This is a genomic window from Polaromonas sp. (assembly GCF_012927415.1).
Classification (GTDB): domain Bacteria; phylum Pseudomonadota; class Gammaproteobacteria; order Burkholderiales; family Burkholderiaceae_C; genus Polaromonas.
This window is the reverse complement of the sequence record NZ_JABBPF010000211.1, coordinates 1-15,565: the sequence shown is the minus strand read 5'-3', so window position 1 is coordinate 15,565 and position 15,565 is coordinate 1. Positions and strand designations below refer to the sequence as shown.

Below are 15,565 nucleotides of genomic sequence, written 5' to 3'. Positions count from 1 at the left end.
TCCTATCGAGCGCTTGAATTTACAGGCCCGGGCGTTGCGGGGCTGGACATGGACGACAGGATTGTCCTTTCAAACATGTCGGTAGAACTGGGTGCCAAGGCGGGTATTTTTCCGTTTGATGCGGTGACCGCTGCATGGATGGCAGGTCACACTGGTTCAGCATACCAACCAGTGCAGGCCGATAACGACGCCATCTATGCAGACATCCTGGAGGTGGACCTTGATCAAGTGGTGCCACAGATAGCGCTGCCACACCGTGTGGACAATGTGGTGGATGCCCATGACGTGCCCTACACGGCTATCGACATGGTGTATTTGGGCACTTGCACCGGGGGCAGGGTCAAGGACTACGAGGAGGCCCTTGACGAGCTTCGGCGGGGCGGCGGCATTGCAAAGGGTGTACGCGTCGTGGTGACGCCTGCCTCCGAAGCGGTTAGGGAAACACTGGAAAGCAGCGGCATGCTCGCCGAATTCATGGCATTAGGCGCGACCATCCAGCCCCCAGGTTGCGGCTCCTGTTGCGGCACTTGCGGCACGGTACCCGCAAATGGCGAGCGGGTGATATCCACGGCTAACCGCAACTTCAAGGGGCGAATGGGAAATGCCGAGGCTTCCATTTACCTAGCCTCACCGCGTATGTGCGCCGCAGCTGCCGTCCGCGGCAGCATTGGCGGCGATGGACGGTCGGCTTGACTCTCCTGCCTATGTCCGGGCGCGCCCGCGTGCTGGGTGATGACGTGAATACTGACTACATAATTTCTTCGCGCCGCAAGAAGGAATCCATCGATCCGGCTGTTCTTCGTTCATATCTTTTGGAGGATGTGGACACAACGTTCGCCGCCAGCGTGCATCCAGATGACATTTTGGTGGCTGGCAAGAACTTCGGATGCGGATCGGCCATGGAGGTTGCAGTAACCGTTGTGATGGGCGCGGGCATCCGCGCCGTCATCGCCAAGAGCTTCTCTCGCACTTATCTGCGCAATGCGATAAATAACGGTCTCCTACCGGTGGTGGTTGACACGTCTGATGTGCATGAAGGTGACTCCATTTCGCTGCGCGTCGATGCAGATGCCCGCCTGATATTGCATAGTGCAAATGGCACGTCGCTCCTGTGCGACCCGATCGCGCCTTTCATGCTGGATATGCTGGAATTGGGCGGCTTGGTGCCGTACCTGCGCAGGTATAACTGCTTCGTCGCTTGAACTGCGCGTTTTTTCATATCAAGACCACACGAGCCAAGCATCGCCCCGAATCACCACTAAGGAGAAGACTGATGACATTGAAACCCAAAATCACCCGCGCACTGCTCATCCTGGGTATTGCCAGCCTGAGTGTGGCCGTGCAGGCTGCAGATAGAACTGGCACGTTGAAGAAAATCCAGGATGACAAAGTCATCGTCCTCGGGTATCGCGAGTCATCGATACCGTGGTCTTATATAGATTCAACTAACAATAAAGTAGTCGGATATTCCTACGAAACAGCCGCACATATTGTCGACGCCGTAAAGAAGGAACTAGGTATGCCGGATCTGCAAGTGCGGCAAATTCCCATCACTGCGCAGAATCGAATCTCGTTAATGCAGAACGGCACTATTGACCTGGAATGTAACGGCACCACCAATACCGCCGAACGTCGGCGACAAGTAGCATTCTCCAACACCATTGCCATCACGCAAACCCAATTGCTGACGAAGAAATCCTCCGGCGTCACGCGGATGATGGACCTGGCAGGAAAGTCGGTTGTAGTGACTGCCGGCAGCACATCAGAGCGTTACATGCGCACTTATGTGCAGGAAAAAGCAATGGACACCAACGTGGTCAGCGCCAAAGACCACTCGCAGGCATTTCTGATGCTGCAATCGGGCCGTGTGGCTGCCTTTTTTATGGATCGAGACGTACTCAACGCGCTTGTGACCAAGGCGCGTGATGCCAGCGACTACGTAGTGACTGGCGAACCTCAGACGAAGGAAGCGCTAGCCTGCATGCTGCGCAAGGATGATCCAGCCTTCAAGGCGCTTGTGGACAAGGTTGTTGCAACCATGCAGACCTCTGGCGAAACCGAGAAGCTTTATAACCGTTGGTTTTTAAAGGCAATCCCGCCCAAGGGTGATGTTCTCAATGTACCGCTGAGCGATTCCATGCGAGCGCTCTACGCCAATCCTAACGATAAATCTTTAGAACAATAAGGCTTACCCATGCTGCGCGTTTCTGACCGCCTTGACCGAATTAAACCCTCACCCAGTTCGATGGCGGGGCAGCGCGCGCGGGAGTTGCGCGCCGCCGGCCGGGACATCGTTGGCCTCACGTCGGGTGAGCCTGACTTTGACACACCTGACCACATCAAGGAAGCCGCGTCGCGCGCGTTGGTTGAAGGCAAGACTAAGTACACAGACGTTGCGGGTACGCCGCAGTTGCGTGAAGCCGTAGTAGAGAAGTTTCGTCGCGACAATGATTTGGATTACAAGTCTAGCGAAATCATTGTGGGCACAGGCGGCAAGCAGGTCATCTTCAATGCCCTTTTGGCAACCGTTCAGTCGGGTGACGAAGTGATCGTGCCGACCCCTTATTGGGTCTCGTACCCCGACATCGTACTGCTGGCCGATGGCACACCGGTATTTGTGCCTTGCGCGGCAGAAAATGGATTCAAGTTGCGACCGGAAGATCTCGAAAGAGCGATCACGCCGCGCACACGCTGGTTGGTGATGAACGCACCCAACAACCCAAGCGGCGCGGCCTACTCCTGGGACGAAATGCGGGCTTTGACGGATGTACTTATGCGTCACCCGCACGTGTGGATCATGACTGATGACATCTACGAACATATCCTTTATGACAAGCGCGCCTTTTTCACGCCGGCACAGGTAGAGCCAGGATTGAAGGAACGTACTTTGACTATCAATGGTGTGTCCAAGTCATATGCGATGACTGGCTGGCGTATCGGTTATGGCGCGGGGCCAGCCGAGCTTATAAAGCCGATGGTCAAACTTCAGTCGCAAAGCACGTCTAACCCTTCGTCGGTAGCACAGGCCGGGGCACTGGAAGCTTTGTGTGGCCCGCAAGAATTTATCGCAGAACGCACAGCGGAGTTTCAAGGCCGCCGCGATGCAATCGTCCCGCGACTGAACGCCATTCCCGGCCTGACCTGCCACTTACCTGATGGAGCTTTCTATTTGTTTCCGTCGTGCGAACGCCTGCTCGGCATGAAGACACCTTCGGGAAAGTGTCTCGAAAGCAGCGACGATTTTGTCTTGTATCTGCTGGATACAGAAGGGCTCGCAGTACTGCAGGGCACAGCATATGGTGTGCCGCCATATTTTCGAATTTCCTTTGCCACGTCCATGCGCATTCTTGACGAAGGTTGCACTCGTCTTGCCCGCGCCTGCGCCGCACTCAGTCCATGAACTACAACTGGCATTGGGGCGTCTTTTTCAACGAGGCAATTCCTGGACAGACCTATTTGAGCTGGTTGTTATCGGGCCTGTCGTTGACAGTGTCCTTGGGATTAGCTGCTTGGGTAATCGCTCTAGTTTTGGGATCAGTGGTTGGGGTACTGCGCACTGCACCCAATCGCTGGCTGTTGGGGCTGGCGGCAGCTTACGTCGAGGTGTTTCGTAATATCCCATTGCTTGTGCAGTTGTTTATCTGGTACTTTGTAGTTCCTGAATTGCTTCCTGCAACCGCTGGAAACTGGATTAAGCAACTAAATCCGATTGCACAGCAATATGTCGCCGGCGTAGTCTGTCTGGGCATGTATACGTCAGCGCGAATAGCCGAACAGGTGCGTTCGGGCATAAATTCCCTGCCCCGGGGACAACGTCATGCCGGCTTAGCAATAGGTTTCACCACGACCCAGACCTATCGTTATGTACTTCTGCCGGTAGCGTTCCGAATTATCGTTCCTCCGCTCACGTCAGAGTTCATGACAGTCTTCAAGAATACGGCCGTCATGTCCATGATCGGGCTGCTGGAACTAACGGCCCAAGGGCGACAGTTAGTCGACTACACGTCTCAGCCCTATGAGTCCTTTACCGTGGTGACGTTGCTGTACATCCTGGTCAACATGACAGCCTTGCGCCTAATGCGCTGGGTAGAAAAGCGGGCTCAGGTTCCAGGCATGCAGATAGGAAAACGTTAAATATGGCCTACCAACTAGACTTCAGTTCAATCAACTCCAGCAGCCTCGTAGTGCTGAGTGAAGGTATGGCAGTCTCCCTGAAAATCACCTTGGTTGCAGTGGTTGTTGGGGTGGCTTGGGGAACGGTCCTGGCGCTGATGCGCATGTCGAAACTGCGGCTCGTGTCTTGGTTTGCAGCTGGATACATCAATCTGTTCAGGTCTGTGCCTTTGGTAATGGTGCTGCTATGGTTTTTCTTGATCGTGCCGCAGATTCTTCAAAATGTCCTTGGACTGTCACCGTCCAACGATGTACGCATGGCGTCGGCACTGACGGCCTTTGCCTTATTTGAGGCGGCCTACTACGCAGAGATCATCCGCGCAGGTATTCAGAGCGTGTCGCCAGGCCAGTCGGCAGCAGCGCTGGCACTAGGCATGACGCCTGCGCAAGGAATGCGGCTAATCATCTTGCCTCAGGCATTTCGCAATATGGTGCCGTTGCTGCTAACCCAGGCGATCGTCTTGTTCCAGGACACTGCGCTTGTCTATGTCATTGCCCTCGCAGATTTCTTTGGAAGTGCCTATGGCATCGGCGAGCGTAGCGGCCGCGTGGTCGAGGTTCTTATCTTTGCAGGCGCAGTCTATTTCATCATCTGTTTCATCGCTTCGCAGTGTGTCAGATTTTTCAGCAGAAAAGTTCAAACGTGATAGATCTTAAAAATGTCAGCAAATGGTACGGTGCGTTCAAGGTTTTAGACGCATGTTCTGCCCGTGTAGAAAAGGGTGAGGTTGTAGTGGTGTGCGGCCCATCGGGTTCGGGCAAGTCAACTTTAATTAAGTGTATTAACGGGTTAGAACCGTTTCAGAAGGGCGAAATTATTGTCGACGGCACATCAGTGAGTACAGCAGGCAAAAACCTATCAAAACTGCGAGCCAAGGTCGGTATGGTATTTCAAAATTTTGAGCTATTTCCGCATTTATCGATCACTGAGAACCTCAGCATCGCCCAGGTAAAGGTGCTTGGACGTAACCAAAGTGAAGCCACGCGGTATGGACTGCAATACCTGGACCGCGTCGGGCTGAGCGAGCATGCCAACAAGTTTCCCGGTCAGTTATCTGGTGGTCAGCAGCAGCGGGTAGCGATTGCTCGAGCCTTGGCGATGGACCCGATCTGTATGCTGTTCGATGAGCCAACCTCCGCACTGGATCCTGAGATGGTCAACGAAGTGCTGGACGTTATTGTGGGGCTCGCAAAGGATGGCATGACCATGGTGTGCGTCACCCACGAGATGGGCTTTGCCCGCAAGGTCGCAGATCGGGTGATCTTCATGGATCAGGGCGCGATAGTCGAGGATTGCCCCAAAGAAGCCTTCTTCGGCGACACATCCACCCGACAGGAACGCACCCGTACGTTCCTCTCAAGAATTCTGACCCATTAAATACGCTCGAGCTTGGCCTTCTTGGTAGGTACAGGCTTTGCAAAATTGCAGAATTGCTGCGCCATCTCGGCAACGCGCTTGCTGAAAGACAGCGGACCATCGTTACGAAAAACTGCGTAATAAGGCACCCGCGGCAGCGCCTGCCTACTGCGCAGGATGCGAAGCTGCCCCGACGTAGCCATGCTCTCAAAATATTCTGACGGCAAATAGCTAACGCCAAAGCCTAGAGTAGTTAGGGCGCTGAGGGCAATGAGGCTGTTACCCGCGTAAACACGCTGAATGGTCAGTCCCTGGTCCCGGAACCAGCGGTCATAGCCCACGTCGACTCCTGAACGTTCCACTTGCATTAACACCGGGTAAGAGGTAATTTCCTGCAACGTCATGATTTTTCGGGTGTCACATAGCGCGGGACTGCACATCCAGGCTAAGGTCAGATCCTTCAGGCGCACCGCCTCGAAAGTCGAGTCGCTGAACACCGGTGGTACCACGATCAGGTCCATGGCGCCCTTTTTGAGTTTTTCGCACAAGCTGACGCTGACATCGATTTCGGGCTGCAGTTCCACTTCTGGCCAGGTATTGCGGAAGGCTTGTACAAAGGACGGTAACCAAGTCAACGCGGTGAGTTCGGTGACGCCGATACGAAAGCGGCGTACAGTAATGGATTCACGGCCAGCCCAGACGATATAGCGTTCGCGCAACATGAGTATTTCCTCGCCCAAAGCTAGGATCTCTTGCCCCTTGTCCGTCAGGCGTGCAGTACGATGGCTGCGATCGAATAATTGCAGGTTAAGCAGCATTTCGATTTCTGCGAGGCGCTTGGAAATCGCAGATTGGGTTGTATTGAGCTTATCGGCGGCTGCGGCGAAAGAACCCAACTTGCCTACCCAATGGACGGCCTCGATCTGCTTGAAAGTTAACATGGAATATAAGCGCTACGCGTAAGGACTAGGCTTGATGCTATCGGATTTCGACTCTCGCCGGAACCGCCGCACCCCCAAGTGGCCAACTTTCGGTCGGCGACAACAGTCTAATTACCTGATTTGGCCAAAATGACCGATAGAGAGCCTATATTCAACGATGCGCAATGGCAGCATATCGAGCCGCTCATGCCTACTTGCAAGGCTCACCTCGGTGAGGCCCACAGAGCATTTTTCGATGCCCTGCTGTGGATGGCCCGCACAAGCTCGCCTTGCTGCGACCTTCCCGAGCGGCTTCGCACATGGAGCGTGGGGTCGTGTATCAGCCTATGCGTACTGGTCCTAAAAAAAGCATTTCGAGCGCCTTTTTCCAGGACGTGCAGCAGCCCGACATAAATTAGGTGATGGTGTTCTCGACGTGCTGCCGGGCGCATCCATCTTCAGCAGGCGCCCTCAAAATCTGATCTTGCCCCCAAAAAACGTTCTCCATAGCTGATGGTAAAAATCAAGCATTGGAGAGTAGGAAATGAGTAAGAGAAATGACGGGCAAACCCGTGGCAAGTACACGCTCGAATTCAAGCTGGAGGCAGTGCGGCCGGTGTTGGGTGGGCAGGAAGTGCCTGTGCGGTGGCTGTCAAGGTAGTTGTCGTCTAGAGTGAAGTGAGTCAGGCTGCTTTTTGCGTGTGTTGAGGCTCCTTGATTTGTGGGGTTTCTGGGTTGAGGTGCACGACATCGACATGCGCCCACTGGCGAGGCTTGTCTGACCAGCGCTGAGGGTTTTCCTGGCGTGCCCGTTCATAAACGAGCGTGCGCGCTTCGAGCAAGGCCCGGTCCAGACCGGCATGGCGCTGCGCCGGTGTCACGAAGCCGATGGCGCTGTGCCGATGCTCGTGGTTGTACCAATGCCAGCTCGGTGACCCAGCGCCTTGCGGCCAGCAGGCTCTCGAACGGCTTGACGGTCAGCTCGGGGCGGTACTTTAGGGTTCTGAACGCTGATTCAACGTACGGATTGTCATTACTCACGGACGGCCGGCTGCGCGTGTGGGCCACGCCCAAACGCTGCATGGTGGCGTGCATCGTCTCGCCCTTCATGGGCGCGCCATTGTCCGAATGCACCGTCAGCTGGCCAGGGCGAATGTTTTGCCGCGCACAGCTGTCGCGCAGCAACTGGCTGGCCAGTTCGGCGCTCTCGCCATCGAACACCTGCCAGCCGACAATCTTGCTGCTGAACAAATCCTCGAACAGGTACAGGTAGAAGTGCTGGACACGCACCAGGGTCGGCAGATACGTAATATCCCAGCAAAACACCTGATCGGGCCCGGTGGCGGCCAGGGCGCGCGGGCGGCTGCGCTTTTGCGCTGCACGCTCTGATCGCCGGTGAGCCAGCTGGTCCTCCTGGCGCAGCAGTCGATACATCGTGGACTCCGAGGCCACATAGACGCCTGTGTCGGCCAGGCGTGGCACGATTTGGCTCGGTGGCAGGTCCTTGAACGCTTCGCTGTTGAGCGTGGCCATCACTGCCTGGCGTTCTTCTTCGCGCAGCTTGTTGGGCGGGCACACGTAGCGCCGCTTGCCCGAGGGGCGCTGGTCGCCATCGACGGCATCCATGCGCTGCCAGCGCTGCACACTGTGGCACGACAAACCGATCTGGCGGCAAGCCGGTTGCAGGCGCGCCCCATCGGCGCAGGCCTTGTCAATCAGGCCGAGCAAGGTTTAGCGCTGCTGGACGGACGTCATTTGTCCGCGCCCTCCAGCAGCGCCTGGAAGTTTTTTTGCAGCACCAGCAACGCAGCCACCTCGGCCAGCGCTTTCTCCTTGCGCCGCAGTTCACGCTGGAGTTGCTCGTGCTGGCGCTGCAACTCGCGAAAGGCACCAGCGGCCTCGCGCGAGGTGGGCACGGCCGAAGGGCAAAACTCGTCACGCCACTGCGCCAACTGGTGCTTAAACACACCATGCTCGCGGCACCAGTCAGCCAGGGTTGAGCCACCTAAAGCGTAGCTTTCCTGCAAGGCCGTCAGGCGTTGCGATGGCGACCAGGAGGCAGCCGGACCGTCCAGTGCAAGGCTTATCTCCCCGGATGCCTGTTTGCCAGCCTTGGCTGAGTCCAACACCCATCTCTTGAGGGTGCCGGGCAACATGTTCAACTCGCTGGCAATGCTCAGAATTGAACGCGTGCCGCGATGCCGCGCTTTGAGCAGGGCTTGTTCTTTGAATTCGGGGAAGTGATGTGAATGAGGTTTTCTGTGCATGAAATGTCGCTCCGGTGAGGATAACCCGCGGAAAATCGGAGGCGACAACTAGTCTGACACAGGGGGCGACCGTGAGCCGCTTCGTTGACCACATCCCGTACTGCCGCTTGGAGCAAATCACCGCCCGTTCTGGCGTTCACACCCCGCGCTCCACGCTTGCGTCGTGGTCCGGCCAGGCAGGTGCAGCCTTGCTGCCACTGTATGCGGCGCACCGGATGTTTGTCCTCAGCTGCGCCGTGGTTCATGCCGACGAGACGCCAGTGGCCATGCTGGACCCCGGAGCTGGAAAGACCAAACGAGCCTATGTCTGGGCTTATGCTCGAAGCGGCTTTGATGTTTCACCCGGCGTGGTGTACGAATTCTGCCTGGGCAGAGGCGCAAAGTACCCACTTGAATTCCTCAAGGGCTGGTCGGGCACGCTGATATCCGACGGGTACGGGGTGTTCGACCAGGTCCTAAAGCAGGAGAGCCTCCGGCAGAGCGGACTTACCGCCACTTGGCTTTCAAGGTCGCAGATGACGCACTGCCCGAGTTTGAGGCCCGACTTCGTTCCATCGGCGTGGACGTGAAGGCCCCCCGCCCACGCGTTGAGGGCGAAGGGAACTCGTTGTACTTCTATGATTTTGACAACCACCTCTTTGAGCTTCACACCGGCACGCTGGACCAACGATTGAAGCGTTACGCGAAGGGGGCCTAACCGCCACAAGCAGTCAAATGCAAGGTACTTTCCAAATTTTATCGGTGCGCCGTTTTTTGAACTTGGTTAAAGCGTTCGGCTTTTATCTGGCGAATCCGCTCTCGCCTAAGCACACCCCTCACCGTTCTGTTCCATGCGAGTGAAGTGTCCCGTTGCTGCGTTCATGACGGCCATCGTCACTGGAATTTCATTGGGTCACCCAGCATCAACAGTCGATCAGGACATCACCACCGGCGGCTTGCATGGCACGTTGTCCATGCCAACCGGCGTAGGACCAGTACCAGCGATGTTGATCTTGGCGGGCTCGGGCCCTGTTGACGGCAATGGAAATCTGCCGGGCGCGCAGAACAACAGCCTCAAGTTGCTCGCGCAGGAACTCTCGGAGATGGGCATCGCGTCGCTACGAGTTGATAAGCGCGGCGTCGCCGCCAGTAAAGGTGCCGCCACGCGCGAGGAGGACTTGCGATTTGACACCTACGTGAACGATGCGGTCGCATGGTTGCAGGTTTTACGTGCTCAGCCGCGAGTAGCAAAGGCAATCGTCTTGGACCACAGCGAGGGCGCTCTTGTCGCCACATTTGTTGCTCAGCGCGGTGGCGTAGATGGGTTGGTACTTCTTGCAGGTGTGGGCGAGCCGGCCGTGCGAATCATCGAACGGCAGCTTTCCGCGGCGGGTGTCGCAACTGCGTTTCAGGAGCAATCGCGCCACATTGCCACCAGTCTGGAGCGTGGAGTGACGGTAGCTTCAATTCCTCTAGGATTGATGGCGCTTTACCGCCCAAGCGTGCAGAACTATCTGATGAGCTGGCTGCCGCTTGATCCGGTAACAGAACTCTCCAAGGTCACTTGCCCCGCACTGGTCCTTCAAGGGACGACCGATCTGCAGGTAAGTGTTGATGATGCAAGTCGGCTGGCTTCGTCCCTGCAAGGATCGGCGCTGTTGTTACTCGAAGGGATGAATCACATCTTGAAAGTGGCTCCAATCGATCGACAAAAGAATCTCATTACTCATACCATGCCAGACTTGCCTCTCGCGCCCGCGTTGGTGCCTGCGATCGTGGCATTCGTTCGGACCTTGCCCTGACGATCGTATTGTTGGCCGTTTGAAGATGCGCGAATGAGCGGCTGCTTTGAAGCGAGGCGGATTACCGCTTTGAGTCCCTAAGGGGAAGTTAGTTCCTCTCCGAAGCCGACATTCGGTGGTCATCACCAGCATCACTGGTCAGTGACAGCCGGAATGATGGTCAGCGATTTCCAGCGCCCGCACAAATGGTCGTCATGTCGCGGCCGTGATGGCCAGGGCCTCAGCGGATGCAAAAATGTTACTCAGAAAATTATCAAAGAAAGCGCTGGCTTAGGGTCAAGTAACGGTTACCACCAATGGGAACGCATGGTGGTGATCCTGCCGGCAGAGACTTACCAAGACTGGCTGGAGGTGCCATTGAACCGGATTAATGAGTTTCTGGTGCCATACCCTGCCGACGCACTGTTGGCGAGGGCTCCGCCGGTCCTTTGAGTGCTGCAGACTCCTGCTTTCTACGGCCATTTTCTGTTTAAAACCGCTTAGAGCCCGATGACAGCTTCAGACTGAGAAGCGACATTCGGCTTTCCGAACTGATCGCTTCAAACCCAACATTGGCATTGAAAGGCCAACGGTCGGAAATGCGGCGATGATTTCGGCAATATCAGCACCCGCCAACGACCATGAGCGCTCATGCGAGAGATTCCCCAAATCCGGCGCAAATGACCATTTTGGGCTGCTGTCAAAAACAAAGGTCACAAAGGGCGCTTAGGCGCCCTTTGGATTGCGACATACGCCGTTCAGCGTTACTTAACGCAGGCCTTGCCGTGGTCGGCGTGATTGCCCTTCGCCTTGGCATCGGTTTCTGTCATGTACTCGCCAGTCTTTGTTTTTCCATAAAACTTGGTGCCCTCGCAGTGGTAGGTCTTCGATTTTGTGTTGACCCATACCTTCCCATCTCCACCGCCAGCCGCAGCCGTGGTCGGCGCTGCAGTCTTGGCGGCAGGGGTAGCACCTGTCTTGGCCATGGGAGCTGCGGGAGCAGCGGGAGCTTTAGCTGCAGGAACTGCTGGCGCACTCACTGATGCACTTGCTTTTGCCGCAGGTGTGGCAGTTTGGGCAAAACCCGTTGCTGCATAGAATAAGCCAACCGTCACTGCCAAAACACGGAGTTGAGATTTCACGGAGATTCCTTCAGGAGTTGCTTTGCGGAGCTCAAACAAATGAGACCCTGAAACTCAAACGCCTTAACAAGAATTTGGTTGACCGGTTGAATCCGCCGCCCAAAGCTCTCCGGCAGAATGCTTGCTATCCAGCCGGCGACTGCCCGTCAATTCTTCCCAAAGCCGACGATCGCATTGGCGCAATGCCGACCGTCAAGACTCAACGTGTGTGAGTCAACGGTCGAGATAGCCGGTGTGTGAACCGGCGCGCCGGCGCGCGACCGGTTGAAAGAAGGGTAAGTGATGACGCAGCTTCGAAGCATTTTTATACACGCCTTGCCTTGCTACACTGCAAAAAAAGGGTTTCTGTCCACTCTTCATTTTGCAACTGAACATCCCGGGTTTACGGTTTAGGAGTCTCGATGGAAAATGAATACGAAGTGCCAAGTCCGCACGAACATGCGCTTGAAGACGCTGTTGAAAAAGGAGGGGATACCTTAACCCAGAAAATTGCACTCATGACTGCGATTCTCGCCACCGTGGGAGCGCTGATAAGTTATCAAAGCGGCAGTGCTCAAAACGAGGCGATGTTCCTGAAAAACGAAAGCATCCTGAAGCAATCCCAAGCCAGCGACCAGTGGGCGTTTTATCAAGCCAAGTCGATGAAAAGTCATCTCGATGATGCGACTGCAGCCTTAGCGACCGTGCCTGAGGTTAAGGCCCGTTTTTTGGCAGATAAAGCAAAGGAAGACACTGAGCGACTTGAAATCCAGGCCGAAGCCAAAAAACTGCAGGCCGAGTCGCGTAAGCTGGGAGAAGATTCTGAGGCAAAACTCAGGCCTCATGAGCGCCTTGCACTGGCGCTAACATTTCTCCAAATCGCAATCGCACTGGCGGCCATTACTGTGCTGACCAAGCGACGCTGGCTCCTGTGGGGCTCGGTTGGCTCTGCAGCTGTTGGATTGATTGCCGCGGCTTCCGCCTTTTTCTAGTCTTCCCGCCCATAGCAGGCCAATGTTCTAGCCTCGGAACTCATTTTGACCATTCAATTCCAAAACACCGGTTAATCCATACCAGTAGAAATCTCTGCTGACACGACCAATGCTGGCTAGGGCAGAGCTTTTGATTTTTTTCGTCATCTGCCTGGCGACGTCGTTACTGTTGCCGCACGCGTTGGCACAACAAACGGCTACCAAAGTCGTCATTGACTGGAACGTTGGTGCTTGTCTTTATCTAGTACTCGCCGCTCAGATGCCCACCTAGAAGGCCAGTCGCGTTGAGGAACTGTGGCCACACTGCTGGCAGTCCACCACTGTCTGAGCATTAGCCATGTCCGCCTTAAGCGGTCAACATCGGATGGCCAGACGGATACCCGTTTGGACTTTGGCTCGATATGACAAAATCCGAATCAACATTAACTTATACGCCGCTGAAAACACTCCATGGATCTACTACAAATCCTATTTCTTGCTGTCATCCAAGGGGCCGCAGAATTACTCCCGGTATCGAGTTCGGCCCATGTCATCGTTGCTGAAAAGCTCATGGGGCTGGATCCGACAACACCTCAGATGACCCTTTTACTGGTAATGCTGCACACGGGGACGATGTTTGCTGTCATTGTTCATTTTTGGAGCACTTGGCGCTCCACTTACTTCGGGTCTCTGTCAGCTTTCCGTACCAACGCACGCTATGTAGTGACAGCGACAGTCGCAACCGGGATTGTCGGCTTGCTACTGCTTCAACTTATCAAATATGGAGCAGCAAAAAGTGCACCTGATTTTGAAATTGAACATTTGTTTGGAAACGCGAGATTGATGGCAGCATCCTTGGCTGCGGCCGGCGTGCTGATCATCGCGTCTTCGCGATTGGACCGGAACGTACAAAAGGATTTATCTGTGCGTAGCGCCATCTGGATCGGCGCCGTACAAGGACTATGCCTCCCATTTCGCGGATTCTCCCGTTCTGGCGCCACTATTTCAACCGGCCTGGTGTTGGGAGTTGCACGTCAACGTGCCGAAGAATTTAGTTTTGCCTTAGCCGTTGTTTTGACACCCGCCGTGATCATCAAAGAGGCTTATCGACTCTACAAGTCTAATGTTGCTATCTCTGCAGTAAATACGGGCGGATTCTCGCAACTTGCTGCCCCAAGCCTGCTAGGGATGGTTTTTAGTTTTTTTGCAGGCCTCATTGCGCTTCGTTTGCTCTCGCGCTGGCTTGAGCAGGGACGCTGGCATTTTTTTGGTGCTTACTGCTTGCTGGCTTCTCTTGTAGTCCTTTGGGTTGGCTAATATGCAAGTACTTGTACCAAGCTCTCCACCTGCGATAGTCACACAAGAATAAGCCTTTCAGGCTCGCCTACTATAGACGCCTGGCACCCCTATTACCCTTGTAAGAAGCTTGAAAAGGCCACGGCGCCCAAGGAGTTCACCCCGCATTTCGGGCGCCTCCTGCTCGGCTGCTTTGTGGCGATCATCCTTTGCGGATTTTTGGTCCTGCTGATGTCGGACCAGTTTGCCGTTGCGACCTGTCATGGCTGAGCTATATCGTCGACTGAGCGCCAGCGCTGCAGCCGCCCATGGCGCGCATCGTGCGCGTCAGATCCTGTCGTCTTGGCCTTCCGGCCTTGGGCTCACCTCTGGCGCCGTTTGAAGCCCCGGGCCGAAGGCCTCGTAATGGATATAAAGCCAGGTCTCGCGCCAGAGAAACTTGCCCCAGGTTGTCCAGGAACTGAAGCGGCTGGACAACGTCGGGGCGGGCAGGGCGTGAAGACCCAGGTCCGTGGCCATCGCAATGGCGCGCTTCATGTGCAGCGGGTCACTCACCAGCAGCACCGAGTGTATGCCCGCAGGTCCCATTAAGTCCCGGGCGAGCTCCAGGTTCTGCCAGGTATTGCGCGACTCGATGTCGACCAGAATCGCCGAGCGGGGAATCCCGTACACGATGGAGTAATGGCGCCCCACCTCCGCTTCCGTGGGATAGCCCGACTGGGGGCTGCCGCCGGTGAAGATGATCCAGTGCACCCGTCCCTGCTTGTACAGCGTGATGGCTTCATTGATGCGCTCGCGATAGACAGGCGAAGGCTTGTTGCCCCAGGCGGCGGCGCCCAGCACCACGGCGGCATCGGCCAGGGCGACCGACGTCTGGTTCCCAAACCGAACGATTTGCCATGCGACTATGGCGTAGCCGCTGACCAGGAGGAGAAGCGCCAAGGCGACGGCTTTGAAAAGTAGGTGCACTGAAGATGGCATGTGAGCAGGGCGCAAGGTATGCAGGTGCGTGTTCCGGCGAACATGACGCTCATTCCTGGATGGTGAACGCTGATTGCGGGCAACGTGAACAGTGCGGCGGATTTGGGAAATGTTGCACGCTTTGATTGTAATTTGAGTTGTTTTTTGCTTCTAAGATCCTTTGCTGGTGTTGTTTGGGTCGACTGATTGCCTGTTTCTTACACAGAGACTCTCAGTGATTGTGAGCCGGTGGTGCATCCCGGTCCAGCATCGCATCGGCCATCAGCGAGCGCAAGCGGTGACACTGCAGCACTTGATGCGCGAGGGGCTGTACGGCCATCAAGGAGGACTCGGCTGTATAGGTGTACTTTGCCGGCACTCGTCATTGGGGAGTAGCCGCCTTGCAGCTGCAGGGGTTCGCGTCAACATACTTGGTCCTCACGGCCATGGCGCCAACAGCTTTAAGCCTGGCAAGACCTTTGATCACATAGCCCCCGGTTGGGCCGGGGAGGCAGTGTGGTCTTTGGTTTTACGCAGGCCCCCAGGAGTTTTCATGGAAGCTTTCCTCATATCAACCGGTGTCGTCGTTCTTGGAGAGATGGGCGACAAGACCCAACTGCTGGCTTTTCTTCTTGCCGCTACGTTTAAACGACCGGTGCCCATAATTTTAGGCATCCTGACAGCAACAATCATTAATCATGCATTGGCAGGCCTTGTTGGTGTCTGGATAGCGGCTCAAT

At 55.6% G+C, this 15,565-nt stretch carries 16 protein-coding genes, 2 pseudogenes and 1 riboswitch; of the genes and pseudogenes, 13 read left to right on the top strand and 5 right to left on the bottom strand.

Annotated features, from left to right (window positions below):
* From HHJ19_RS17385 to HHJ19_RS17355, 7 genes are all read left to right on the top strand, one after another.
* On the top strand, positions 1–693 hold a 693-nt coding region (locus HHJ19_RS17385), incomplete at its 5' end, for an aconitase family protein (RefSeq protein WP_296909112.1).
* The gene (locus HHJ19_RS17380) at positions 690–1,202 is read left to right on the top strand and encodes an alpha-IPM isomerase (RefSeq protein ID WP_296909111.1); all 513 of its coding nucleotides are present in this window, start codon (positions 690–692) and stop codon (positions 1,200–1,202) included. The genes HHJ19_RS17385 and HHJ19_RS17380, both read left to right, overlap by 4 nt.
* A 71-nt stretch (positions 1,203–1,273) precedes the next feature.
* Positions 1,274–2,185 (top strand): transporter substrate-binding domain-containing protein, encoded by a 912-nt coding sequence (locus tag HHJ19_RS17375; RefSeq protein WP_296909110.1) that lies wholly within the window; start codon positions 1,274–1,276, stop codon positions 2,183–2,185.
* 9 nt (positions 2,186–2,194) lie between these two features.
* Complete coding sequence (locus HHJ19_RS17370) at positions 2,195–3,400, top strand: pyridoxal phosphate-dependent aminotransferase (RefSeq protein WP_296909109.1); 1,206 nt, start codon at positions 2,195–2,197, stop codon at positions 3,398–3,400.
* On the top strand, positions 3,397–4,134 hold the full coding sequence (locus HHJ19_RS17365; RefSeq protein WP_296909108.1) for an amino acid ABC transporter permease: 738 nt from the start codon (positions 3,397–3,399) through the stop codon (positions 4,132–4,134). The genes HHJ19_RS17370 and HHJ19_RS17365 overlap by 4 nt, the downstream gene beginning before the upstream one ends.
* A 2-nt stretch (positions 4,135–4,136) precedes the next feature.
* Positions 4,137–4,820, top strand: a complete 684-nt coding sequence (gene gltK, locus HHJ19_RS17360; RefSeq protein ID WP_296909107.1) for a glutamate/aspartate ABC transporter permease GltK — start codon at positions 4,137–4,139, stop codon at positions 4,818–4,820.
* The gene (locus HHJ19_RS17355; protein WP_296909106.1) at positions 4,817–5,551 is read left to right on the top strand and encodes an amino acid ABC transporter ATP-binding protein; all 735 of its coding nucleotides are present in this window, start codon (positions 4,817–4,819) and stop codon (positions 5,549–5,551) included. The genes gltK and HHJ19_RS17355 overlap by 4 nt, the downstream gene beginning before the upstream one ends.
* Here HHJ19_RS17355 and HHJ19_RS17350 read toward each other — a convergent pair.
* Positions 5,548–6,471: a LysR family transcriptional regulator gene (locus tag HHJ19_RS17350; RefSeq protein ID WP_296909105.1), complete on the bottom strand. Its 924-nt coding sequence runs from the start codon at positions 6,469–6,471 to the stop codon at positions 5,548–5,550. The genes HHJ19_RS17355 and HHJ19_RS17350 overlap by 4 nt on opposite strands.
* 129 nt (positions 6,472–6,600) lie before the next feature.
* On the opposite strand from HHJ19_RS17350, the gene HHJ19_RS18100 reads away from it, so the two are divergent.
* The gene (locus HHJ19_RS18100; protein ID WP_366929425.1) at positions 6,601–6,864 is read left to right on the top strand and encodes a transposase; all 264 of its coding nucleotides are present in this window, start codon (positions 6,601–6,603) and stop codon (positions 6,862–6,864) included.
* A gap of 399 nt (positions 6,865–7,263) precedes the next feature.
* Here the strand turns inward: HHJ19_RS18100 and HHJ19_RS17345 are convergent.
* Positions 7,264–7,791 (bottom strand): annotated as a pseudogene (locus tag HHJ19_RS17345) (DDE-type integrase/transposase/recombinase); the annotation flags it as partial.
* Between the two features lie 410 nt (positions 7,792–8,201).
* Positions 8,202–8,717 carry a transposase gene (locus HHJ19_RS17340; RefSeq protein WP_296909104.1) on the bottom strand — a complete coding sequence of 172 codons (516 nt, stop codon included), beginning with the start codon at positions 8,715–8,717 and terminating at the stop codon, positions 8,202–8,204.
* A 14-nt stretch (positions 8,718–8,731) separates the two neighbouring features.
* On the opposite strand from HHJ19_RS17340, the gene HHJ19_RS17335 reads away from it, so the two are divergent.
* Complete coding sequence (locus HHJ19_RS17335; protein WP_296909103.1) at positions 8,732–9,286, top strand: transposase; 555 nt, start codon at positions 8,732–8,734, stop codon at positions 9,284–9,286.
* Positions 9,287–9,577: 291 nt separating this feature from the next.
* The gene (locus HHJ19_RS17330) at positions 9,578–10,498 is read left to right on the top strand and encodes an alpha/beta hydrolase (protein WP_296909102.1); all 921 of its coding nucleotides are present in this window, start codon (positions 9,578–9,580) and stop codon (positions 10,496–10,498) included.
* 743 nt (positions 10,499–11,241) lie between these two features.
* Here the strand turns inward: HHJ19_RS17330 and HHJ19_RS17325 are convergent.
* Positions 11,242–11,538 (bottom strand): annotated as a pseudogene (locus HHJ19_RS17325) (signal peptide protein); the annotation flags it as partial.
* Positions 11,539–12,020: 482 nt separating this feature from the next.
* On the opposite strand from HHJ19_RS17325, the gene HHJ19_RS17320 reads away from it, so the two are divergent.
* On the top strand, positions 12,021–12,590 hold the full coding sequence (locus HHJ19_RS17320; RefSeq protein WP_296909101.1) for a DUF4337 domain-containing protein: 570 nt from the start codon (positions 12,021–12,023) through the stop codon (positions 12,588–12,590).
* Positions 12,591–13,040: 450 nt separating this feature from the next.
* On the top strand, positions 13,041–13,886 hold the full coding sequence (locus HHJ19_RS17315) for an undecaprenyl-diphosphate phosphatase (RefSeq protein ID WP_296909100.1): 846 nt from the start codon (positions 13,041–13,043) through the stop codon (positions 13,884–13,886).
* Positions 13,887–14,192: 306 nt separating this feature from the next.
* On the opposite strand, the gene HHJ19_RS17310 is transcribed toward HHJ19_RS17315, so the two are convergent.
* On the bottom strand, positions 14,193–14,807 hold the full coding sequence (locus HHJ19_RS17310; protein WP_296909099.1) for a YdcF family protein: 615 nt from the start codon (positions 14,805–14,807) through the stop codon (positions 14,193–14,195).
* 393 nt (positions 14,808–15,200) lie between these two features.
* A riboswitch (yybP-ykoY riboswitch) is annotated at positions 15,201–15,375 on the top strand.
* 3 nt (positions 15,376–15,378) lie between these two features.
* Here HHJ19_RS17310 and HHJ19_RS17305 point away from each other — a divergent pair.
* The coding region (locus HHJ19_RS17305) for a TMEM165/GDT1 family protein (RefSeq protein ID WP_296909098.1) at positions 15,379–15,565 on the top strand (187 nt) is incomplete at its 3' end.